Source organism: Erwinia sp. PPS120 (assembly GCF_047918655.1).
GTDB classification, from domain to species: Bacteria; Pseudomonadota; Gammaproteobacteria; order Enterobacterales; family Enterobacteriaceae; genus Erwinia; species Erwinia tasmaniensis_A.
Genome location: NZ_JBLREF010000029.1, coordinates 34,960 through 57,677, shown reverse-complemented (window position 1 = coordinate 57,677; position 22,718 = coordinate 34,960). Strand labels below are relative to the sequence as shown.

The 22,718-nt window shown below is 54.1% G+C and carries 21 protein-coding genes and 2 pseudogenes; 9 read left to right on the top strand and 14 right to left on the bottom strand.

Annotated features, from left to right (window positions below; all coding sequences use genetic code 11):
• Positions 1-49: 49 nt before the first annotated feature.
• The 7 genes from ACLRGG_RS15030 to tssB all read right to left on the bottom strand — a co-directional run bounded on the left by ACLRGG_RS15030 (position 50) and on the right by tssB (position 8,075).
• Positions 50-1,594: a Clp protease N-terminal domain-containing protein gene (locus tag ACLRGG_RS15030; protein WP_416250531.1), complete on the bottom strand. Its 1,545-nt coding sequence runs from the start codon at positions 1,592-1,594 to the stop codon at positions 50-52.
• Between the two features lie 161 nt (positions 1,595-1,755).
• Positions 1,756-2,247 carry a type VI secretion system effector Hcp gene (gene hcp / locus ACLRGG_RS15025; protein ID WP_050862713.1) on the bottom strand — a complete coding sequence of 164 codons (492 nt, stop codon included), beginning with the start codon at positions 2,245-2,247 and terminating at the stop codon, positions 1,756-1,758.
• 5 nt (positions 2,248-2,252) lie between these two features.
• Positions 2,253-3,977, bottom strand: a complete 1,725-nt coding sequence (locus ACLRGG_RS15020; RefSeq protein ID WP_416250530.1) for an OmpA family protein — start codon at positions 3,975-3,977, stop codon at positions 2,253-2,255.
• Positions 3,978-3,980: 3 nt separating this feature from the next.
• A complete protein-coding gene (tssL, locus tag ACLRGG_RS15015; protein WP_416250529.1) occupies positions 3,981-4,634 on the bottom strand; it encodes a type VI secretion system protein TssL, short form in 654 nt (217 codons plus the stop codon).
• The gene (gene tssK, locus ACLRGG_RS15010) at positions 4,631-5,968 is read right to left on the bottom strand and encodes a type VI secretion system baseplate subunit TssK (RefSeq protein WP_416250528.1); all 1,338 of its coding nucleotides are present in this window, start codon (positions 5,966-5,968) and stop codon (positions 4,631-4,633) included. Before tssK ends, tssL begins: the two co-directional genes overlap by 4 nt.
• An 18-nt stretch (positions 5,969-5,986) precedes the next feature.
• The gene (tssC, locus tag ACLRGG_RS15005) at positions 5,987-7,534 is read right to left on the bottom strand and encodes a type VI secretion system contractile sheath large subunit (RefSeq protein ID WP_416250533.1); all 1,548 of its coding nucleotides are present in this window, start codon (positions 7,532-7,534) and stop codon (positions 5,987-5,989) included.
• A 43-nt stretch (positions 7,535-7,577) separates the two neighbouring features.
• On the bottom strand, positions 7,578-8,075 hold the full coding sequence (gene tssB, locus ACLRGG_RS15000) for a type VI secretion system contractile sheath small subunit (protein ID WP_416250527.1): 498 nt from the start codon (positions 8,073-8,075) through the stop codon (positions 7,578-7,580).
• A 566-nt stretch (positions 8,076-8,641) separates the two neighbouring features.
• Between tssB and ACLRGG_RS14995 the strand changes: the two genes are divergently transcribed.
• Both ACLRGG_RS14995 and istB read left to right on the top strand, forming a co-directional pair.
• Positions 8,642-8,770 carry a hypothetical protein gene (locus tag ACLRGG_RS14995; RefSeq protein WP_416250526.1) on the top strand — a complete coding sequence of 43 codons (129 nt, stop codon included), beginning with the start codon at positions 8,642-8,644 and terminating at the stop codon, positions 8,768-8,770.
• Positions 8,770-9,460 (top strand): annotated as a pseudogene (gene istB / locus ACLRGG_RS14990) (IS21-like element helper ATPase IstB). The gene ACLRGG_RS14995 and the pseudogene istB overlap by 1 nt, the downstream one beginning before the upstream one ends.
• Positions 9,461-9,719: 259 nt before the next feature.
• On the opposite strand, the gene ACLRGG_RS14985 reads toward istB, so the two are convergent.
• On the bottom strand, positions 9,720-10,796 hold the full coding sequence (locus ACLRGG_RS14985) for a mechanosensitive ion channel family protein (protein WP_416250525.1): 1,077 nt from the start codon (positions 10,794-10,796) through the stop codon (positions 9,720-9,722).
• A 705-nt stretch (positions 10,797-11,501) separates the two neighbouring features.
• Here ACLRGG_RS14985 and ACLRGG_RS14980 point away from each other — a divergent pair.
• From ACLRGG_RS14980 to ACLRGG_RS14970, 3 genes and pseudogenes are all read left to right on the top strand, one after another.
• Positions 11,502-12,071, top strand: a complete 570-nt coding sequence (locus ACLRGG_RS14980) for a DUF4142 domain-containing protein (protein WP_416250523.1) — start codon at positions 11,502-11,504, stop codon at positions 12,069-12,071.
• Between the two features lie 143 nt (positions 12,072-12,214).
• Entirely contained in the window at positions 12,215-12,844 is a 630-nt protein-coding gene (locus ACLRGG_RS14975; RefSeq protein ID WP_416250522.1) for a LysE family translocator, read from the top strand.
• Positions 12,845-13,229: 385 nt separating this feature from the next.
• Positions 13,230-13,364, top strand: a pseudogene (locus ACLRGG_RS14970) (LacI family DNA-binding transcriptional regulator); the annotation flags it as partial.
• A 127-nt stretch (positions 13,365-13,491) separates the two neighbouring features.
• Here ACLRGG_RS14970 and ACLRGG_RS14965 read toward each other — a convergent pair.
• A complete protein-coding gene (locus ACLRGG_RS14965) occupies positions 13,492-13,674 on the bottom strand; it encodes a hypothetical protein (RefSeq protein ID WP_416250520.1) in 183 nt (60 codons plus the stop codon).
• Between the two features lie 237 nt (positions 13,675-13,911).
• Here ACLRGG_RS14965 and ACLRGG_RS14960 point away from each other — a divergent pair, with 237 nt between their 5' ends.
• The 4 genes from ACLRGG_RS14960 (at position 13,912) to ACLRGG_RS14945 (ending at position 17,763) form a co-directional block, all read left to right on the top strand.
• On the top strand, positions 13,912-14,673 hold the full coding sequence (locus ACLRGG_RS14960) for a hypothetical protein (RefSeq protein ID WP_416250519.1): 762 nt from the start codon (positions 13,912-13,914) through the stop codon (positions 14,671-14,673).
• A gap of 73 nt (positions 14,674-14,746) precedes the next feature.
• Positions 14,747-15,385, top strand: a complete 639-nt coding sequence (locus tag ACLRGG_RS14955; RefSeq protein WP_416250517.1) for a TetR family transcriptional regulator — start codon at positions 14,747-14,749, stop codon at positions 15,383-15,385.
• Between the two features lie 155 nt (positions 15,386-15,540).
• Positions 15,541-16,923, top strand: a complete 1,383-nt coding sequence (locus tag ACLRGG_RS14950) for a D-arabinono-1,4-lactone oxidase (protein WP_416250516.1) — start codon at positions 15,541-15,543, stop codon at positions 16,921-16,923.
• An 18-nt stretch (positions 16,924-16,941) separates the two neighbouring features.
• Entirely contained in the window at positions 16,942-17,763 is an 822-nt protein-coding gene (locus ACLRGG_RS14945) for a glycosyltransferase family 8 protein (RefSeq protein ID WP_416250514.1), read from the top strand.
• A 49-nt stretch (positions 17,764-17,812) separates the two neighbouring features.
• On the opposite strand, the gene ACLRGG_RS14940 is transcribed toward ACLRGG_RS14945, so the two are convergent.
• From ACLRGG_RS14940 to ACLRGG_RS14920, 5 genes are all read right to left on the bottom strand, one after another.
• A complete protein-coding gene (locus ACLRGG_RS14940; RefSeq protein ID WP_416250513.1) occupies positions 17,813-18,250 on the bottom strand; it encodes a lysozyme in 438 nt (145 codons plus the stop codon).
• Complete coding sequence (locus ACLRGG_RS14935; RefSeq protein ID WP_345827993.1) at positions 18,234-18,569, bottom strand: phage holin, lambda family; 336 nt, start codon at positions 18,567-18,569, stop codon at positions 18,234-18,236. Before ACLRGG_RS14935 ends, ACLRGG_RS14940 begins: the two co-directional genes overlap by 17 nt.
• A gap of 72 nt (positions 18,570-18,641) precedes the next feature.
• Entirely contained in the window at positions 18,642-20,015 is a 1,374-nt protein-coding gene (locus ACLRGG_RS14930; protein ID WP_416250512.1) for a lytic polysaccharide monooxygenase, read from the bottom strand.
• A 27-nt stretch (positions 20,016-20,042) separates the two neighbouring features.
• Positions 20,043-21,254, bottom strand: coding sequence for a glycosyl hydrolase family 18 protein (locus ACLRGG_RS14925; protein WP_416250511.1), 1,212 nt, complete (start codon positions 21,252-21,254; stop codon positions 20,043-20,045).
• A 516-nt stretch (positions 21,255-21,770) separates the two neighbouring features.
• A complete protein-coding gene (locus tag ACLRGG_RS14920; protein ID WP_416250510.1) occupies positions 21,771-22,616 on the bottom strand; it encodes an oxidoreductase in 846 nt (281 codons plus the stop codon).
• Positions 22,617-22,718 lie beyond the last annotated feature (102 nt).

Sequence of the window (22,718 nt, the reverse complement as noted above, 5' to 3'; positions counted from 1 at the left end):
CCTGCAGATTATGGATGTCGGCCTGATCCCCCTTCTCTGAACGGACAGACTAACGGCAGGCCATCAACCGTTCACTGAGGCCTTTTTCCTCCGTGAAGCGGGTTTCAAGCTGCTCCAGGGCATCGGTTCTCTCCTGGCGCTGCTGTTCGATGATGGCCAGACGGTCACTGTGTGTATTGCCACCGACCGACATATCCTCCAGTAGCGCCTTCTCTTCCAGCTCCAGCGCCGTTAGCTGCGCTTTCAGATGAACCATCGCTTCCGGTAAGGTATCCAGGCTCATACGTACGCGTGCCGCCGCGGTATCGAGCAGGTCGATCGCTTTGTCAGGCAGCTGACGACCCGTCAGATAACGACGGGAAAGCGTCACGGCGGCACGCACCGCATTGTCGGTGATATGCACATTGTGATGTTCGGCATAGCGGGATTTCAGGCCCCGGAGCATCAGGCAGGCTGTCTCGTCGTCCGGCTCATCGACTTTCACCATCTGGAAACGACGCTCCAGCGCCGCATCACGCTCAAAATACTGCTTGTACTCGCTCCAGGTGGTCGCGGCGATGGTGCGCAGTTCGCCCCGTGCCAGCGCCGGTTTTAACAGGTTGGCCGCATCCGCGCCGCCCGCCTGGTTGCCGGCACCGATGATGGTGTGGGCTTCGTCGATAAACAGCAGAACCGGCGTCGGCGACTGCTGCACCGCATCGATGACGTTTTTCAGGCGCTGTTCGAACTCTCCTTTCACGCCGGCGCCCGCCTGCAACAGGCCGAGGTCAAGCGTGCGCAGGCTGAGGGTTTTCAGCGATTCCGGAACGTTGCCTTCGGCGATACGCAGGGCCAGACCTTCCACCAGGGCAGTTTTACCCACGCCGGGTTCACCGACAAGAATTGGGTTATTTTTACGGCGACGGGAGAGAATATCTACCATCTGACGGATTTCCGTATCGCGGCCGAACACCGGGTCGATGTTGCCCTCTTTCGCTTTGGTGGTAACGTCGAGGGTGAATTTATCCAGCGCATTTTGCAGGGCCGGGTTGAGTTCCCCTTCTTTCAGCTCTGCCCCGGCAGGACGGCCGACAAATTCCACCTCGCTGCCGTGATCCTGGGTCAGTTCGGCTTCCAGTTGCAAATCCGGACGCTCATCAGACTGCGCATCAAGCAGCGGCAGCAGCCGGGAGAGCTGGCTCATCCCGAGCGTCAGCAGTGGCCACAGACCATCACAGTGGGCCAGTTTCTGGTTTTCCGTCAGCGCCATCAGCAGGTGCACGCTGCGGATACTCTTCTCTCCGGCAAGCGAGGCCAGCATCCAGGCTTCCTGCAGCAGGCTCTGAATGGCGTCAGACAGCTGCGGACGGCTGCGCACCGAGCGCGGCAGATTATCCAGCCAGCCGAGCAAATCCTGCCACAGCGCATCCATGTCCCACTCATAACGACGGGCCAGCACCGTCAGGTCACCTTCACCCTGCTCAAGCAGCTTCAGCAGCCAGTGCTCCGGCAGGATTTCCGCGTGCGCCCGGGTCTGACACAGGGAGGCGGCACCTTCCAGTGCGCGGGCACAGTAAGGGTTCAGACGGCGTAACAGGATGGCTGGATTTTCCATGAATTCATTCTCTCTCTTTTTGACACGCTACCGCCCCTGGCCGTTAACCGATGCCCATAAGGTCAGTACTGATAAAAGGTGTGACTGCTTTGCAGAACGTCCGCGGGGCAGGCGTTGTGAAAAGCAAAAAAGCGGACAAAGAAACTCTGCCCGCTCGTAACTTACGCCGTGGCGCGTTCGTTCCACGAATCGGAATGAATAATGTTGCCGTCTTTGTAGGTCCAGGTGATTTTTTCGTAACGCAGTTCAATGCGCTCAAGGTGGTTGTGCTTCTCTTTAGAAGGATCCTTGATGTCATACATTTCAGGATTCACTTTCACCACTTTCACGTTTTCCAGTCTGGTGTTGAAGTACTCCACTTCCTGGCCCGCGTCGTTGATTTTGTACCACCTGAATTCCGCAGATTTCAGGGTCTGACCGGTGGTCACCGCCTTGTAGAGGTACGGGCTGGAGGAGTCGATTTCCTTGGTGAACAGGAACGGGGTGTGGATACGGGTGCCGGTCAGTTTGCCGGTGTTGTTATCGGTCGGGATGTAAAGGTTATGCTCCTGCGCGACAACTTCGATGCTGCCTTCACGATCCTGAACGTCCACGGACCCTTTAATGTCCGCACCGCCGTCGTCTTTCAGCCAAAGATAAACAGGGATTGCCATGTTAATTACTCCGTTTCATTTTTTAATACATCATCATCCTGTGATGACGCGTGGGTATTGCCTGGAATTCGACAGGCGTCGGCCTGTGGAACCAGACTGATTTCGACACGGCGGTTCAGCGCGCGGCCCTCCGGGGTGTCATTGGGCGCTGCCGGGCGGCTGTCGCCATAGCCCTGCACCGCAAAACAGCTTTCCGGCACATCGCCGGTGTCGCGCATCCAGTTACGTACCGCTTCGGCACGTTTCAGGGACAGCGGCTGGTTGATCTGCTGGCTGCCGGTGTTATCGGTATGTCCGGACACGACAATCAGCCAGCCCGGTTTCGCCTTAACGCCGACCAGATAATTCACCAGCATTTTGGTGGACCCGGCTTTCAGCGCCGATTTACCCGAATCGAACAGCGACATGCTGTCGAGACGAATGGTTTTCGGACCCTGAATGATTTTCTTAATAACCGGCGGTGGCGGTGGCGGCGGTGCCCAGTCACTGACGGCGGCCTCAACAATCGGTCCCAGGCGCAGCCCCTGATACAGACCCAGGCGATAACGCAGTGGCTCCCCACGACGCTGCCAGTCGTCCAGCAATGCGCCATCGGCCCGCAGGCGCTGCTGCGCACGCAGTTTCGGGGCAACAGGCTTGCCCGTCAGCTGGTGATACAACGCAAGGTGATCGCCAACATTACGGATAAGGCGCTGGTTGTTCATCCAGGATGCCAGCATGGCAAGTGCCAGGAAAATCCCGCCCAGTAATCCGGCATAGCCCCAGCACACCATTCTGCGGCTCACGCCACGTCGGCGTGGTAACGCCGGTAACAGCAGTTCAGGCAGCGGCAGTGGCTCAGTCGTCACAACGGCATCCGGTGGCAACGCCGTCACGGAAGTAATGTGCTGTTGCCAGAGATTGCCCGCGATACCGCTCACCGGCACCATACACATGCCCTGCACGCACGGCTTCATCACCGGCAGCTCGCCCCGCTGTACCGACAACAGGTCATTCACCGCGCTGTTCTGCCAGGCAAGCAGACTGTCCAGCCACAGGCCCTGACTCAGACGGGAAAGACGCCCGTCTGATCTGGTCTCCCGGGTCCACTCCGCCAGTGACACATTGCCCTGGGCGGACTGATAAACCTGAATACCGCTCCGTTGGCTTACCGTGGTAAACCAGACAGGCTCCGCATCGGTACAGGCCACAGGTGGCGATATCCAGGTCACGGTCCACAGCGGAGGGATCGTGCCAAATGCCGCACGGCACTGGACGACAGCACGCTGCCAGCCCCGCATACACTGGGTAAAATCCTCACCGGATGTATGCAGCTCAGGCACTACCGCCAGCATGACAGAGATTTGCGACAGCAGGGCCGGGCGCACCAGGCTCAGGTGCTGTGCAAAGAGTGGCAGCTGTTCCGCATCCTTCACCCACAGATACCAGCCCTGTCGGGTTTTCCGGTGACGGGAACCCGGCACAAACAGCGGGTTATTGTCGCTACAGACGAGGATAACCGCCCCCTGAAAATCTTCCGGCGGCAGATTTTCATCCACAATATCCCGGACAGCGGTCACCCGCGTCTGAGAAGCCCGACGCTGACGCCATAACATCACTCCAGAAACCAGAACAACCAGCAGGCTGAGTGCCACACGGCTGCCCGTGAACAGTGGCCAGAATCCCAGAATGAGCCACAGCGCCAGTACGGCACCCAGGGCAGTTAACGGACTTCGGTACGCATCCCGCATCGCTTACCCCGGCCTGACGGTCTGGCTTACCAGGTCGGTAAGCGAGGACGAGAGGAAGAACCAGAGAGTCGCCAGGGCGACAGCGGCCATAACCCAGGTCAGCCAGTATCCGCGACGGCCACTGCGCAGGCGTGATGTCCGGGCAATAATAGGGGCGTCCTGTGCCAGCGTGAAGGCCGGCACCCGCTCCGCAAGCGCGCGAACAATATCTTCACGACGCTCATCATCCTGAGCGCGATACTGACCGACAAAACCCAGTTGCAGGGTCCGGTACATGCAGGTCAGGACGGCGGCGTCAGGGGCGGTTTCTTTCAGCAGGTTTCGGATCCGTTCCCATAACTCCTCACCAGCATTCAGGGTGCCAAAGAAGTGTGCCTGCAGCGGGTCACGGTGCCAGGTAAGGTAACCATCATCGGTGGTTCCCCGGTTCATCACGCTCTCATCAAGCAGTGCACACAGGGCATACACCATATGATCGCGGCTGATGTCGCTGTAGCCTGCTTCCGGGAGCGCCGCCCTAACCTCCTGCACCAGACGGCAGGCCCGGCGATAGAGTCCTTCCCCGTCACGGACTTCCTGACCGCCGCGCAGCTGGCTGGCCATCAGCCAGCCTGGATAGAAAATGCGTTCGATTTGACTCTGTTCGGATTTATTCATGAGCGCAGCACCGCAAAGAGTTCAAGTTTCACCTCCCCCAGTGAGCGCGGGGTGTAGAAGGTGCAACTGCCCATCTCAAGCATTGCACGAGCCGCCTCAGTACGCAGATCCAGCGAGAAATACTGGTTTTCCAGACGTAAAGGAATCGCCGCCGGAACATGGCTGACAGGTCTGATGGTCATCCCGCTAAGAGCCACATTCACCACCTCCGAGACATCCTCAAAACTGCCTGCCTTGCACAGCTGTGGGAATTTCGTCTGAAGTTCATGATTCGGCATGGAGGAGCGTACCGAGAGCCAGAAATCTGCCCCTTCGCGCAGGCGCGCATCGTGCAGGGCACCTTTCCAGATCTGGTCCTGATGCTCCAGATGAATACTCACCACCCGCGACGGCAGGCTCGCTTCCAGCAGCTTATCGAGCAGTGTGAGCAACTGTGGGAATACCCGCTCCGGTGCATCGTGCTGGTAAGCAGGAATATCGCCTGCATCGTGCTCCAGTGAGAAGGTCAGCAGGCTGCCAGCCAGACGGGTCAGTTCGCGGTACAGCAATTCCGGATGGCGGGACGGCGTCTGTAACAGCTCCACCAGGACCGGTTCGGCGCTGTTCAGGGCGTTCAGCAGCCAGAACAGGGAGACATCCGCGACCGCAAAGTCGGCCATCCGTTCATTGCTTTCACGGCGCATGGCCATCAGGCGACGGCGGCGGGCCTGCAAACGGATCAGGAGGTCATCCAGCTCAGTGACCAGTAACGGACTGGCGGAAAGCGAAAGCATCGGCGGGATAAAGGCCGGGTCGCGACTCCACTGCCCCTGCGCATTACGCATCAGGCGGGCGACCGGACAGGTCAGGTATGCCGTATTTTCCTGGCTGGATAAGCGCAGCGTGATGGCATTACGCAGAATAGCCAGCTCCCCACTTTCATGCCCGGCCAGTTCCTGCACCACCACCCGCTCGGCTTTCCAGCGGCGAGGGCGTTCGCTGTCCTGCCCGTTATCAAGATTGCCGCCACTGGCACTCAACAGCGGCAGTGTGGCGACTACTTCAACGGCATCACTTCCGGCCGCAGAAGACAGGTCACAGACTGGCGGAAGCTGGTCCGCCAGATCCGTATCCACAATCGTGCCATCCTGAAACCGCAGCACCAGTCGGGTCGTATTCAGGCGGGAAAGCGCCAGGGCCGTATCATCAAATTCTGCCGCAACCACGCCCCAGGGATGAGAAAACCCCATCCGGGCGACCATGTCGGCAACGTGCTCACTCCAGCGGGCCTGCTGCTGAAACTGTTGCGGGGCAAGAGCGGCCCCATCCTCCCATAACGGGCGATAAATCTTCATCCCTGATTACCCCGCGCCTTATGCTTTCGCCTTCGGCATCTGAGAAACCAGTGACAGATTCACATCCATGCCTTCCACCTGGAAGTGAGGCACCGCATACAGCTTCACGCGGAAGAAACCCGGGTTATCTTCGATATCTTCCACGATCACTTTGGCGTCGCGCAGCGGATGGGAAGCCTGCAGTTCGTCACCCGGATCGGTCATTTCGGTCACCAGGCCGCGGACCCAGGTGTTCAGCTCCAGCTCCAGCAGACGACGGTCCTTGGTGGTGCCGATATTTTCACGCTGAATCAGCTTCAGGTGGTGGGCGATACGCGACAGCAGGAAGATATATGGCAGACGCGCGTTGATGCGGCTGTTGGCCGTCGCATCGGCGGTGTCGTACAGCGCCGGTTTCTGGGTGGAGTTCGCTGAGAAGAAGCAGGCGTAATCGCGGTTCTTGTAGTACGACAGCGGGATGAAGCCGAGGCTGGCGAATTCAAATTCGCGGGTTTCCGGGATCATGACCTCAGACGGGATCTTTACCTGATTGCCGGTACCCAGATCATACAGATGGATGGGCAGGTCCTGAACGGCACCACCGGCCTGCGGGCCCCGGATTTGCACGCACCAGCCGTTGTTGATAAAACTTTTCACCATGTTGGCTGCAAAGGCGAAGGAGGCGCTGGTCCACAGGTATTTGTCGTGATCCGGCCCTTTCACTTCTTCAATATAATTGAAGCTGCGCACCGGCATGGTGTCCGGGCCATACGGCAGGCGACCCAGTACGCGCGGCATCACCAGGCCGATATAGCGGCTGTCATCCGTTTCACGGAAGGATTTCCACTTGATATATTCGGCGCGGTCAAAGTAGTTGCCGATATCTTTGATGGCCGCCACTTCCTCCATCGACTCCTTCAGAAAGAATTTCGGGCCGGCAGAGCCAATAAACGGCATATGCGCTGCGGCAGAGACTTTTGATATGTTGCGCAGCAGCGCCACGTCCTGTGCAGAGGCATCAAATTCATACGCAGAAATCAGTGCGGCGAACGGTTCACCACCCGGAGAATCGTATTCTGCGGTATAGGTGTGCTGGTACAGTCCGCTTTGAATAATTTCCGGCGCGTCTTCAAAATCCTGACGCAAATCCTCTTTTGACAGGTCGAGCAGTTCGATTTTGACGTTCTGACGGAAGTCTGTTTTGTCGACCAGGGATTTCAGTCCACGCCAGGTGCTTTCTGTTTTCTGAAATTCCTCATGATGCATGACGGCATCCAGCTGGCGGCTAATCTGGTAATCGAGCTCAGCGATATGGTGGTCAATCAGAGACCTGTCCAGCTTCCCGACTTTTGCACCCGATTTAGTCAGGCATTCCAGAAAGACCTGCATACCGGCGGTCAGCCGCTCGTCAGCCGTGGCATCGGACATTGCCTGGCTATCCTGCCAGCTATCCAGCGCGCTCAGCGTTGATACCGGACTCAGGTTAATTTTTTCAAACAGAGAGGCATACACACCACCAACTTCCGGACGTTCCAGCACGATGCTTTCGCCACCCGCAGCATTCTCATTTTTTACAGACATCAGCATTTCCTTCATTAATCCGTCATTAATCCGTTAAGTATCGTGACCGTTATGGCTGTTTCGGTGCCAGGGCAGACAGCTCGGCTCTGAGTTCAGTGCTGAGCATCGGGTCGAGCAGGATTTTTTCCAGCTCTTTGCGGAATGTCACGTTGTCCAGCAGGTTAGCCTTCAGGTCGCGCAGCAGATTACGCATGGCAAGCATGGCCCTGAGCTGCGGGATTTGACGGGCAATCTGCTCAGGTTCAAAGTCTTTCATTTCACTGAAGGAAAGGCTGACGTTTTCTTCACTGCCGTCACCCGCCAGGGTGTTTTCTACGGAAAGGTTTACTGAGGGAGAGTATTCAGATAACACGTTGTCGAAGTTGTTTTTATTGATGCTGACGGTCTCACGCTCGGACACCGGGCGCTGCACGGCACCATTGCTGTAATCCCCCACGACCATAAGCTTGAGGGGCAGTTCGACTTTTTTCTGAGCGCCGCCCGTGTGCAGGCTTAACTGGATATTAACGCGGGCTTTGGGGATCTCGGACTGATAGGAGTTAGACATGACTATCCCTGTTCTATGGAGCAATAGAAACGGTCAATGCCAGTGAGAAATTAACTAAGAAAGGCAAACCCAGCCAGAACAACGTCCCGGTTCACGTCATCCGACATGAATCAAAACCCTGGTGTCAAAAGCGAGCACATTCCATTCACCAGCAGGCTGACACTGTATTTTGGGCGTTTATCTGAAAATAATAATTTCGGATAAAGCCCTGTAGACGGGAGTGTAGGAATGTTCATTGAGTGTATGGAAATAAAAATATGTAACATAATATTACAGATACCATGTTTAAGAAATAATAATCATCTTTTTGATTTATAAGAATTTTCCTAGGCTTAGTCTTTTAATCCTTATGGAATAAGGATGTACGGTAAATGATCAATTTGACTTAATGTAGAAAACAGCACAAAAAACCATCACTTGCATAAATAACCTGATTTTAACTTTTATTAAAAAATCTTAATCCACTCACTACCGGGCAAGAGGAGCGTTCATAAGCGTCTTCAAAGTAAAATTTTTGTTATTCACTTAAATACAGTACCCGTTGATTCCAGCCCTGAAAGCAGGCGATGCTGGCACTTCCACCGGACAAACCGGCTGAACAGCTGCTGATAAAAAAAGACATTCACTTCTTCGATTGTAACCCACTTCATCATCCCCTGTCGGTCTACGACATGTTCTGTCCGGGAGCCGCCTGATGACTGAAATACCACACCAGCGTCTGGCGCCGCTGGCTGAACAACTGCAGCTGGAAAGCCTGGCTGGCCCGGCATCAGCGCAAACAGGCGATGTATACACGTATGGCGGCCTTCCCTGCGGTAAAAACCTTCGAGGAGTACGACTTCCTCTTCGCCACCGGGGCTCCCCGGAAACAGCTGCAGTCCCTGCGTTCACTGAGCTTCATCAAGCGTGGTGAAAACGTGGTTCTGCTGGGACCATCCGGAGTGGGAAAAACGCACCTGGCCATCGCACTGGGCTATGAAGCAGTACGGGCCGGGATAAAGGTCAGGTTCACGACGGCGGCAGATCTGCTGCTTCAGCTGTCGACGGCCCAGCGACAGGGTCGTTACAAGAACACGCTCCATCGTGGAGTCCTGGCCCCGAAGCAGCTGATAATCGATGAAATAGGCTATCTGCCGTTCAGTCAGGAGGAAGCGAAGTTGTTCTTCCAGGTCGTGGCCAAACGATATGAGAAAAGCGCAACGATCCTGACGTCGAACCTGCCGTTCGGACAGTGGGATCAGACGTTCGCCGGGGATGCAGCCCTGACCTCTGCGATGCTGGACAGGATCCTGCATCACTCACACGTAGTTCAGATAAAAGGAGCGAGCTATCGGCTGAAGCAAAAACGTAAAGAAGGACTTATAACGGAGTCCAATCCTGAGTGAAGGGGTGAGTCAATATTAACCTGCTGTTGTTAAACAAAGGTGGGTCAAACTTCGACTGCTGTTGACACGCATAGCGATCTCCTTCATTAGCAGAATAAGTATGCCGGAAGATCTCTAAATGTGAATGGGCAGTTTTAGCGGGATACTTACACGGTAGCGGCAATGCTTTCGCTATCCATTGTCAGCCGACAATGGGAAAAGGAGAACCTGTGTACTGGGTTATGTCGTCTTAAGCGATCAGCATTCATAACGCGATCCTTCATCGCGTACCCTCAGGGTCTGAATGGGTCAGTGTAGCTCTCACGTGAGGAAGGCTCTGCGGATAATTTTGCTGAATAAACTCAATCATTTTTTCCCGCACGTAGCAGCGTAAATCCCACGCCGTTGGGGAATTCTGTGCAGTCATCAATAACCTGATCGTCATGGTTCTGTCAGTAGTTTCAGTTACCTGGAGCACCTGAGTCTGATTATCCCAGAGTTTTGTTTCGCTGAGGACTTTTTCAAAATGCTTGCGGAGGGGATCTAATGGCATGGAATAATCGAGATAAAGAAAAACAGAGCCTAATATCTGTGCGTTATTACGCGTCCAGTTCTGAAAAGGATTTTCTGTAAAATATGTAATGGGCAGGACCAGTCGACGCAAGTCCCAGATGCGCACAACGACATAAGTCAGATTTATCTCTTCTATCCAGCCCCACTCATTTTCGACGACTACAGCATCATCAATTTTTATCGGTTGCGTAAAAGCTATCTGGATCCCTGCAAACAGGTTGACAAGCGACTTCTGAAGAGCAAACCCAATGATTATTCCGGCAACCCCCGCCCCGGCTAAAATTGTCGTGCCGAATTTTCGAAAGCCGGGAAAGCTGAGAAGTATCAGAGTAAGACAGAATGACACAAGGAGTACAATAGCGACTTTTTTTACATATATTATCTGAGTGCGAATTTTTCGGGCACGCAGATTATTTGAAAGATTAATGTCATAGCGAATAAAAAGCATATCTTGCGCAACGTTGACCAGTCGAATCAAAATCGAGCAAAATGATAATATAATAAATATATTAAGTATGGAGGTAATAAAGCCCAGAGAGCTGGACTGAATATTAATATAATCAACCCCTACATTTATCAATAGTAAGGGAATGAACAGAAACATCGATCCACGAAGGTGCTTTTCAAGCGATTTAAAGAGCTTTCGGTCACGATTCTGCCAGTAGCGGATGAACCTGAGAAGTATAAATCGGGCCAGGAACCCCAGTGCGAGAGAGAGAGTGACGAGCAATACCGCAGGTACCCAAATTGGTGCACCAGATAACTCATCGAATATCATTAGCATTCTTTTTCCTTGTAACCAGCCAACAACCTCAGGTTGTCAGATCAGTAATAAAACTCCAGTAACCGCTGTCTTACCGGTTATCTTCAGAGTAAATGGTGAACGGACATGCGTTTATGAGAAATGTATGATTTTTTTCAAGATAAAAAACTCCGAAAGGAAACCGATAATTTAAGCGTAGCATAGATGCAACTCACTGAAATTAATGACGACGTTTAGTTACTAAACCCGTGTGCAGACTCTCCGTGCTCAAACCACCCGGGTGTCATCTGCCTCTCCCCGCCCCTTGTGCGGTGTTGATGCTGGTAGTACAGGTTACAGATATCCATGCCGCACCAGGGTACGCGCTTTTGCGTCTGGGTTACCCAAAACGCCAGGCCAGCTCCTGCTACGAAGCGTGCATAGCGCATATCAGCTAAGGCGCAGAACGGATGTGCGCCGACGCTTATAGCCTCACATATCCAGCGGATCAGCTGCGCGCGTTCGTAAGCAGGATGCCTGCACTCCGACCTTCACCCTGAACTCCGCACTGTGCAATGCCGCCTTTTTACTTCCGTCATTACCGCCCTCCTCCGTTGAGGCCCCTAACTTAAACTGCCTCAAAACGTTGATCCACTATACTGATCTTTGAGGGTGTCATTCCCATACAAGGCTGCGCAAGGGTAATTATCTGATAGCAGCCTTACCCATGACTATCAGGAGAACAACATGCAAAAAGGTAAAATCTTAAAAGGGTTGTTAACCGCATCGGCAGTGGCGGCTATGTTCTGCGCTGTCGGCGCGCAAGCCCAGACCCCCACCAGCGCCGCACAGAACAGCGCGGCGAGTCAGAGCGATACGAGCACCAGGCTTAGCTCCGGAGACGAAAAGGCGTTGAAGGACATGGCGCAGGCCGATATCAATGAGGTCGCCGCTGCCAAAATCGCGCTGAGCAAAGCCCACAGTGGTGAAGTTAAAGCATTCGCTCAGCAAATGGTCGATGACCACGGCGGTGCCCTGACCAAAGTACAGGCAGTTGCCCAGCAAAAGGGCGTGGCACTGCCGACTGAGCCGGACGCCAGTCATAAGGCCATGGCCGCCAGGCTGGAAAAGCAAAGCGGCGGTACATTTGACAAGGTGTATATGAAAAATGCCGGCACTAAGGACCATAAGATGGTGCTGTCGACGCTGAAGAGTGACGCCAGGAAGATTAAAGATCCGGATGTGAAGGCCCTGGCCGACGCGCACCTGCCGGTCGTTGAGCAGCACCTGAAGTCCGCCCAGAAGCTACAGATGTGACCAGGCATGCCAGCAGATGAGTAAACAGGCCGTTCGGTGGGCACGCAGTCCTGCGACCTGGACTGGCCTGTGTTGAAGATATTGCAGCAAGTCACAGCGGGGCTGGGAGCTGTTGTCCTCACCTCTCGCTGGCAGAGGAAACTATGGCGCTTTCGCACGAATTAATCCTGATTTATACCACTTACTTTGTTGCAACTGCCAGCCCCGGGCCAGGTAATATGGCCATTATGGGTACGGCAATGAAAAAGGGCCGCGGCGCAGCACTGGCGCTGGCGGGTGGTATTATTGGCGGTTCCATGCTGTGGGCATTGCTGGCGACCTGCGGCGTACTAACAGTACTGGCGACCTTTGCCCAGTTACTCATCGTTTTAAAAATCGGCGGGGGTTTGTATCTGTTATGGCTGGCATTTAAATCGGGTAAATCCGCGCTGTCCCGCTCTGGTGGGACTGAATTTGAGGCCGGTGATGAGAGAGTCGCGTATGGCAAACTTTTCCGCCAGGGTATCCTGATGCACGTTGGCAATCCCAAAGCCATCCTCACCTGGGTGGCAATCATGTCTGTTGCGTTCAAACCGGGCCTGTCAGCGTCCACGTTACCCATGATCATCTTCGGCTGTGCGGCTATTTGCGTAATGGTGTTCTGCGGCTATGCGCTGCTGTTTTCTACGGCAGTAATGGCCGCATTTTATCGTCGTATTCGCCGTGGGCTTGAGGCGCTACTGGCGTGCTGCTTTGCCTTTGCGGGCTTAAAGCTGATATTTAGTCGTAGTTGAAGAGGAAAAGTTTTACTGCTTAATTACCACGCCATGTGGTTGTAAGGTCCCCTGTGGGCACAAAGGACGGGCTGTCTTCGCGACCGTTATGGCCCACCGCAGTTTTTCCAGCGCGGGCCGCGTACTGAATCTCAGTCCGGCGGCTATCAGAAAACGATCGGACCGAGACCAGACTGGGCATCGGTCCAGACTGCGCATCGGTTCGGTATAGTGCGGCTGGATGGATCCCGTAATAGCCAGAAATAACCGGCTGCAACAGCGGAAATGACGAGATATGTCAGAGTCCACCATGCCGTATGACCTCTGGCGACATTGCACTCATGCTCCCGCGCAGATTATGCCGCTTCAGCCGCGGCTTTTAATCCGCTGAGTAGTCCTGCCCTCCATGCCCCCGTTCTCAACGGTGCAGCTCCCCCATTACGAGACGGGGTGCCTTAGCGCGCTACATATCATCAACGGTGAGACGCATCGGGAAACGGTGGAAGCTGAAAGCCCACTGCTCTTCCGTGAATCGGTGTAGCAGTATGCCGTTTACCCTCAGACTGCTATACCGATCGCTTGTCGTCACGCACTACGCGGCGTACGAAGGCTGCGTCAGAGTGCACAGTTCATTCCAGTAGCAAAACCTGACGGTCAGCTGGTAGCGGCTATTTTTCATAGATCTCCCGCGTACGGTAGTAACTCATCTCAAAACCATACAGCTGACTGACGGGCAGTAATGACTCGGCGATCCGGGACGCATCTGTCCCTTCATCAGAACGCGCCGTTGAAAAAAACCGACTGAGGATAGTGGAAAACGAACGCCTTGCGGTCAGTAATAATCGCTTCATGGTTTGCTCCTGCTCTGACATATAACCTGCTATGCGGTAAAGCTGATTTAAACTCAACGGACAAAAGGGGGGAAATATCTTATTGTTCGGAGAATAGCCAGAAACTGACTTAGGGCGGTCTGAGCATTCTCCTGAAAAGGGCCTGCCCCTGGCAATCTTGCTGCCATCTTATGCCATACTGAGATCTTTCAGGCAGAGCCATGTCTCGTTGCCACTTTTCCGATAATGAGATTTTCCATGAGTAACTTCCTCACCCCCGCCGCCGCTTACCTGAACCGACGTAACGAGCTCTTGGCCGAACGCTCGGTGGTAGACTCACCGGTGGTGATACAAACGGTCAATAAGGCCCTGATGGCCAGCGAAATCGCCATGGCGACCTTCCACGATCTGGAAACGCTGCGATCCCTTCAGCTCCGCAAAGCCAGGCCGATAGAGCAACACAGCCTGCGCATTCAGCAAGAGCTGCAGCAGTTCGAACTGGCCAGCAATCAGCTGGCGCTGACTGATACTGCCGATGAGGCCGCTTATCTCACCTACCAGTCCGCGTTTTTTCAGCTGAACGCGACCTTCCCCTGGCAGTATGCCAGCCTGCAGCGGGTTCAAAACGAACTCTTTGCCACCACTTTTACGCTGTGGCAGGAAACGCTCGAAGAGCTGTTCACCTCAAAGCATCGCCGCCTGCTGTTCGTGCGGGTGGAAAAAATACTCGCCTTTTCCATCAGTAAAATCCCCGTGCTGGGTGAAGCGCTGGCTGTCTATCAGCAGCTGGTGACCGCCATGCAGGCCAGCCACCAGCGTGCGCAGGAGACAGACGACTACTTCCGCTCGCTGGAGAGCTACAGCGATGCCGCTACGCTTTGCAGCCGCAGCATTTTGATTTTCTGTTTCACCGCGGAAGCGGTACTGCGCGGACGTCCCCTGCCGGATGAAGTCCAGTTGAATAAGCGCGTTAAAACTCACCATCAAAGCGTGATTGAAGGCACCCACCCCTACTTTTAATCGCCACTAATGATAGTATTACCCACCTTGTCACCCTATTACGTCCTGCAAAAACTGGACTGACCCATCTTTTATGCCCGCAACTGAGAAAAGAAAAAACGACCCGCAGGGGTTAAAGCTGCGCATCCTGGCCGGTGCGCTTACCACCTTTGCGGAGTTTGGGCTGCAGGGCGCGCGCATGGAGCAGATCGCCACCCTTGCTCAGACCACCAAGCGGATGGTGGTGTACCATTTCGCCACGAAGGAAAACCTGTACATTCAGGTGCTGGAATCGGTGTATCAGCAGATCCGCAGCCATGAAACCGGCCTGAAACTGTCAGATTTGCCGCCGGAGAAAGCGATGGCCAGGCTGGCCGAGGCAAGTTTTGACTATCACATATCCCATGCGGATTTTATGCGGCTGGTCTGTAGCGAGAACCTGATGCGCGGGCGTTATATCAGTCAGTCCACGCGTCTCAAAACATTGAACCAGAGCGCGCTTGAGGTGCTGGATGGGATACTGACGCGCGGTAAAGTCGCAGGCGTCTTTGATGCAGAGGCCAGCGCCGTTGATGTTCATCGCCTGATCAGCAGTATCTGTACCCACAACGTGTCTAATCGTTACACATTTCATGCGCTCTTTGGGGGCAGTGAAACCGAAGAACAAAGCATTGCGCGCAATCGCCAGCTGGTGGTGAATGCCACGCTTCGCTATTTGCGCCCTCGCGGATAAACCTGTACAGAAAGTATATATATGTACAGTTTTTATCTGGCCATGGCTGTATTTTAGGGGGCGGATCGGCTACGCTTGTGGGGAGTGAATATAAATTCAACCCTGCGCCTTTGTGCTTAATTCCCCTGATATTGTCCAGATCAAAGGAGCTGTCAATGACATGCGAAAATCCCGGCTACCCACGCCGTAAGCCGCAGCTGAGCGAAAATGACTCCCGACTGTGGAACTGGGCGCAAAATGGTCCCATTGCGGATAAACGTGCCGTGCGATCGCCACAGAATGAGGCTGAGCTACAAACGCTGGTGGCGGCGAGCGAAGGAAAAGTTCGCGTTACGGGCAGCAAAATGTCTCCCAGCCGGATGCTAAAGGTAGCCGGGCAACAGGATACGCTGATTGACCTGAGCAACCTGAGCGGTCTGATTGAGATTACCGACGATAGCGCAACCTTTGCGGGCGGCACGCCGTTACATGAAGTGTATGAAATGCTGACCGGCATCGGACGCATGCTTCCCTCCTCACCGGGCGTGATTGCTTCACAAACGCTGGCTGGCGCTCTGGCAACCGGTACCCACGGTCAGGGTTTGCAGCAGAGTTCCATCGCCGATGAGGCGCTGAGTATCCGCATGGTGCTGGCCGACGGCAGCACTGCCGAATTTACCCGCGACCACCGCTGGTTCCCGGCGGTTCAGCTTGGGCTGGGCGCATTAGGCGTGGTGACTCAGGTCACGCTGCGTACCCAGCCCCTGACTATCTATACCTGCTTTAAGAATGCCGTCAGCGCCGATACGCTGGAGCAGGATTTGCTGGACTGGAATCATGGCTTTGCGCTAAGCAAAGCCTGGTGGTTCCCGAATGAAAATCAGGTCCACGTCTGGACGGCCCGCGAGGCCAGCGACGTTGAGATCCGCCAGTATCGTGATAACAACGAAGAGTTGTTGACCCAGGAAGAAACCAGCGATGCGATGAATGACACCATCGATCAGACGCTGGAGCATATGCGCAGTGACACCAAAATCGTTGACGAAAACGGCAAGCCATTTCGTACCGTTACGCGTTTCAAGGATTTTTCCGACGTTACCGGGGACGTTTATCAGGTCTTTTGCCGGGGCATTGCCACCCCGCAGATTAACGTTGAAATCGGCATTCCACTGGCGCGCGCGCCTGCGGTTATTGCGAAAATTAAGGCCTGGCATACGGAAACTCAGCCGCATATGCACTATCCGATTATTTTACGCTGTACCGGCCCGTCATCCTCATGGCTCAGTCCGTCCGCACCTGAAGCAACCTGCTTCTTTGGCTTCGTGGTCTACTATGCCGAAGACGGTTCCCTGTCTGAAGAGGGCGTGAACTTTCTGCAGGCGGTGGAAAAGCTGCTGGCCGCAGAAGGGGGAAAACCGCACTGGGGGAAATATTTCGACGCGTCGCTTTATGACTGGCCAGCCCTCTACCCCGAGTGGCCTGCCTTCCTGGAAGCGCGGGAAGCGCTGGATCCACAGCATAAATTCGAAAACCACTTTACCGCAGTTTTGTTTGACTGAATATCAAGGAGAAGGCCAATGAAGGCATGGGCAACCCTGTTAACACAGCCGGGCTACGCCGTCGGCGTCAGGGCGCTATCAACGTCTTTGAAAAAGGCCGGTAGCCTCTACCCGCTGGTGGTGATGGTGACCAGGAATATCGACCTCCCGACCCGGCAGTCGCTTGAAGATCTGGGCTGCCGGGTGCAGGAAGTGCAGGCGCTCAGCCCGGACAGCAGCCTGAAGCATAACTACGCCAATGCGCGCTTTTCTGAAGTGTGGACCAAGCTGGCTGCCTGGAAACTGACCGACTACGACCGCATTGTTTTTCTGGATGCCGATATGCTGGTGACCCAGAATATGGACGAGCTGTTCTCGCTGACGCTGGAAGAGGAAGGTATTGCAGCCTGTCACGCCTGTCGCTGCAACCCCAACAAGATTGCCACCTATCCGAAAAGCTGGCGACCGGAAAACTGCTTTTACAGCTACTGTCAGGGCCTTGAGCATACGGAAGAACCGTCGGAAGTCGACAACTACCTGAACGGCGGATTTCTGGTGCTCACGCCCAGCCAGGCGGTATTTGATGATATGGTACACCGTTTGTCCGAACTGGATGATTTATCCCGCTACCTCTTTGCCGAGCAGGATTTCCTCAACGATTACTATCATCAGCGCTGGAAGCCGCTTCCCTATATTTATAATGCGCTAAAGACGCTGCCTTTCCAGCATGCGGCCATGTGGGATCTCGCCGAGGTTAAAAATATCCATTTTATTCTCGAGAAGCCCTGGGAAAAAGCGCCGGATAAAAACGACCGCTACTATCCGCTAAATACCCTCTGGTGGGAAATTTCTGCCAGTTGATGACAGAGTAACGCCGGCTGATGAGGTGGAGCCGTTCGCGCTCCGCCCCTCAGGACTTAAAAAGCGCCCGCTCGCGCTCCCTGCGCGGCAGCAAAATATCTTTCGCACTGCCGGCACGTTTCCACATCAGGAAAGCATCGGCTGCGCCTTTATAATCCCCGACGTTCAGCCTTCTTCGCAGGGTCGAATCACGGAAAGCACCAATGCCAATATTAAATATCAGGCTGCACAGGGCATCGTATTGATTTTGATTCATCGCTGCGCTGACATCTTTATTAATCGCTCTTTCAACCGTGCGCAGATCCATCAGTAAGAGTTCAGTCGCCTTACTGGCATCAATTCTCATTTCTTTATGGATGGGGATACCGTCAACGCTCCCGGTATGCCCCACGCCTATCGTCCAGATGCCCACCACATCACGATAGCTAACCAGCCGCTCGCCCTCCTCCTGTTTTATAAACCTGATACCTCTATCGCTTATTTTCATCGTCGTCGGCTCCAAATCGTTTATATAAGATGCCCGTAATGACATTGCGAATTCTTTCCACACCTGAAAAACCAATAATTCCCCCCACCAGCGTGGCCGCACTGTCGGGCAGCCCCAGATGCTCCAGAGAGCTACAGACCGCCAGGGTAAATACGCCACAAATGCAGGTACTGGAAATTATTTTCCACCATGATTTGCCGTCATAAATCCCCATAAAAAAGGCGATTAGCATTCCCGACAGGGCAGAGAAAAAGGTGGGTAAATATTCGACTATCCATTTTGCACACTCTTCCAGAATAAAATTTATCGTGGAATTCATCGCGGCCTCTGAACAGTCATACCGTTCTGGCCCGGTCAACGGGCCAGAACGCTGCGTGATTACCTGAAAACCCTATTTAAGTTCCCGCCAGAGCGTCGGTGCCAGACCTGGCGCCCATTCCGGCGAATGGGCAATATGCGTTTGCTTGCAGGTCCAGTTAAGCCCCCCATGGGAAATATTATCCCCGGCATTGTAGCGCTCACCCAGAATCCAGGCAGGATAGATGTTACCCCCGCCCGTATCTTCATCAGCCAGCGTGGTAACTTCGAGGACATTACTGGGGACGGAAAGCTGGCCTTTGACGTCAAGCGCCGCCACAAAGTACCGATACGCGGTTTCAGGCCGCAGACCACCGTCGCTGTATTCCAGTTGGGACAGGGGAACCCGCGCAATTTCATGACCTTCCCGATAAACGATATACTCCAACAGCGCGTTAACGCTGGTTGAGGCCATCCACATCAGATCTACTCGCGTGGACGTTACGGCCATGCTGTGCAGGTGCGTCGGCGCGGCTGGCGGTGTGTCCGGGTGGATGGTTCCGCTGGTATCGACCGAAAGGGACTGGCTCCGGGCAGACTCCACCCCGGCCTGATTCACCGCAGAGACGGCATAGTGATAACGGCTGTTCTGCTGAAGTCCGATGTCCTTAAAGGTCAGCTGCGGGCCATTGTAAATCAGCTCGTTATCGCGATAGAGCCGGTACGCGACCGCTGACGAAGAGGAGGCATTCCAGCTAAGCGTCACGCTGTCAGCGGTGATGTGAGTCGCACGCAGCCCCGCGGGCGCCGCAGGTACATCCCCACCGGGCTGGCTATCGCCGGTGAAATCCAGGTCGATAACGTGATAAAAAGCATTGCCGGTATTCGCCACTTCCCACACCGCAAGCAGCACATGATAGCCGTGCCGCTGAGGGAGCATCACATCGTGAACCGTTGGCTGCGGCGGAATAAGCGCTGCCCCATGGCTCCAGTAGGGCTGTTCGGTTAATTCAACCTTAAAGAAAGGCTGGCTTTCAAACTGCGCGCGGCTAAGCGGCAGAGAGGGGTTCCATCCCTCACGGGTGATAAAATAGGTCCAGCGGCGTGTGGCATGCACGGCGCTATAAGCCCAGGATATCGTCAACAAGTCTGAGGACTGTACAGCATGTTTTTTCCAGTGAGTGCCCGGTGCATCAAGGAATTCTGCATTACCCTGATTGGCGCTGGCAATTTTACCGTCCGCAGGCGGCGTACTGTTTGTCATATCGGAGGGGGCTACAGCATCAGACAGGCCCGATTGCACGGCGGGGAAAAACTTTCCCGCTTCGCGCTGATTGAGCTGGCCAGTATCCATCTGCCCTGCCTCCCAGGCGAACCAGGCGCGGGATGCCGGTGAAAATACATGGCCATGTCGTGTATTGCCGTTCGATTTTGCGGTACTGATAACCGGTGTATTCTTATTAGACATAATTTTACCTTTTAGTAGAGAAACAGCTCAGATAAGGTTCCAGAGCGAATGGGCGATATTTGGCTGCCAGAAGTTATTGGATTCATGTGGCATCACACACAGGTAGTGCTGATGGTTCCATCTGACCCGGTCGTTATCCCGGTAGCGTATGCCTGCCTGCCACTGCGGCCAGTCTGGATCGGGCGTTGGGTCCGGTGTGGGATCGGGCGTTGGGTCAGGCGTAGGGTCGGGATTGGGTACAGGATCCGGTAGCGGACCGGACAGATAGCCATAGCGCTTTATAAATTCACCATCGTAAGCCACGCCAGAACTTGAATAGCCTTCATCCCAGTTGACCGACCAGGTCATCAGGCCCGCAATCGACAGACCGGCCAAATCAAGGCGGTTGAGGGCGCGAATAAGGTCACCCGCCTCAGCAACATAACCGGTTGCCGCGGCATCATTATTCGCTGGCAGGCCAATAATAAATTTTTCCGGCGGTATCCTGATAAACTCTCCATTACCGGTGACCAGTCTTTCCGTCAGATAATAGAGAAAATCCTCTTTTACACTGTCATTATTCTGCTGAAGATAGCCTAAACCGTCGACGTAAAGGCCATCCCCGCCCTGATTGTAAAACTGCGGTGCCACATAATCGTAATACCCTTCAAGCTGATTGATATAGGGTGCATAGCTTCCGTTACGGCGCAGATAGGGGAACTCCGGCGCCATGCTGATAATGAAATATTTACCCTGACGACGAAAATGTTCTTTTACCTGCTTGAGTGCCGCCGGGATAACCGTCTGATTATCAGCTTCGGTAATTGCCGTCTGCTCAAGGTCAATATCAAGACCATCAAATCCATAGTGATCGGCCAGCGAGATAATACGCCCGACCAGCGCGCTTTCATCCTCCTTTCGCAGTGAGATATGCGCATCAGCTCCGCCTAATGAAATAAGGACTTTACGCCCCTGAGCATGCACAAGATCAACCTGCTGGCGAAATTCGTTCGCGCTCCCTTTATAGGGTTTAAAGTCAGGAATATTATCGCTTCCGGGCAACACCTTCATAAAGGCGACGGCAATTATGTTGTACTGAAGGGGCACCTGAGACAGCAGCATCTCACTGAAACGGCCACGCTGATAGCCAATGCCATCGCCTGCACCCCAGTTATGCCAGAAACCGATGATAACCTTATTTGTGCTTCCAGATGCAGCGGGAGCCGTTGAATATATCGACGCTCCGGTGGATTGATTCATATAACCTCCAGGTCAGTAACAAAGATAATAAAAATTATTTTCCAGGCATTAATTACAGGTAATATATTTAGCAGCAGAGTATGTTCTTCCACATCAACCAGATGAAGTATTACTCGCGATAAGGACGTTTTTCAACTGTAATAATTTCACCTGCCATAAATCTTAAAAACATCAATTCATTTTTATCTGGTGGCAACCCTGCCACCATCGGCTTCTGAAGCCAAAAAGTAAATAATAAAATTCTGTACTGGCGTATAAAAAACAAAAATAATTGCCATGCCAAATAAAAAGATATTAAGCAATAAATTCTATCGGCTAAACCGGTTTTTTTATGCCAGGCCTGCTGGCTGAGCGTTAATTATCAGAAGATAAATATCGGAATAACGTTAATTTATTTAGCGTCAGTATCCAAAAGGGTATGCCGAATAAAGATAAAAAAACCACCGTGGCATTGCTGCCCGGTGGCTGTGACGGCGCGCGACAGGCGCGGCTAACGCGAAGCCAGCGTTTAATGGCTTATTTTGGGAAGTCCGTGCCGACCGACATCTCTTTCCAGGCTTCTATTTCGTTCAGGCGTGCCTGAAGCTTTGTGGTTACCGCATCATGGCCCCATGCGCCCATGACCAGATGGCGCGGCGGATTTTCCGCTTCTGTCAGGGCAATCATCGCCTGAGCCGCGCGGACCGGGTCACCCGGCTGCTTGCCGCTGCCTTCAGCGGTGCCTTTTAAGCGCACGCCTGCCGTTTCGGCATAATCAGCGAGGGTATTCGGCGTCTGACGCAGCGAGCGACCCGCCCAGTCGGTACGAAATGGCCCCGGCTCCACGCAGGTGACGGCAATACCCAGCGGGCCGACTTCCGCCAGCAGAGCATCTGACCAGCCTTCAACAGCGTGTTTGCTGGCGGAGTAGTAGCCCGAACCGGGGAAGCCGATCTGTCCGGCGACGGAAGTAATGTTAATAATGTGGCCGCTTTTTGCCTTACGCAGAACGGGCAGCACCGCGCGGGTCATTGCAAACAGGCCAAACACGTTGGCGTCGAACTGAGCGCGAATCTCATGTTCCTCGCCCTCTTCTACCGAGGACTGATAGCCATACCCGGCGTTATTGACCAGCACGTCGATGGTGCCGAATTTATCCACGGCGGCCTTAACCGCCTGCTCAATACCGGCACTGTCGGTGACGTCCAGCGAGATGGCCAGCGCACGATCTTCCACACCGGAAACCAGATCGCTAACCTTCGCTTTATCGCGAGCGGTAACCACGACGTTGAAGCCTTTTTTCAGCACTTCTTTTGCCAGTTCGCGGCCAAAGCCGGTGGAACAACCGGTAATAAACCAGACGGGATGGGTGGGAGTGGTCATGGGATATCCTCAATTATTTTGCGGTTACAACAGGCCCCGCCGCGCATGGCAGGGAAAGCATCGTAAAAAGGGTAGTGGCTTCCGCCCCACCCTGCTCTCTGT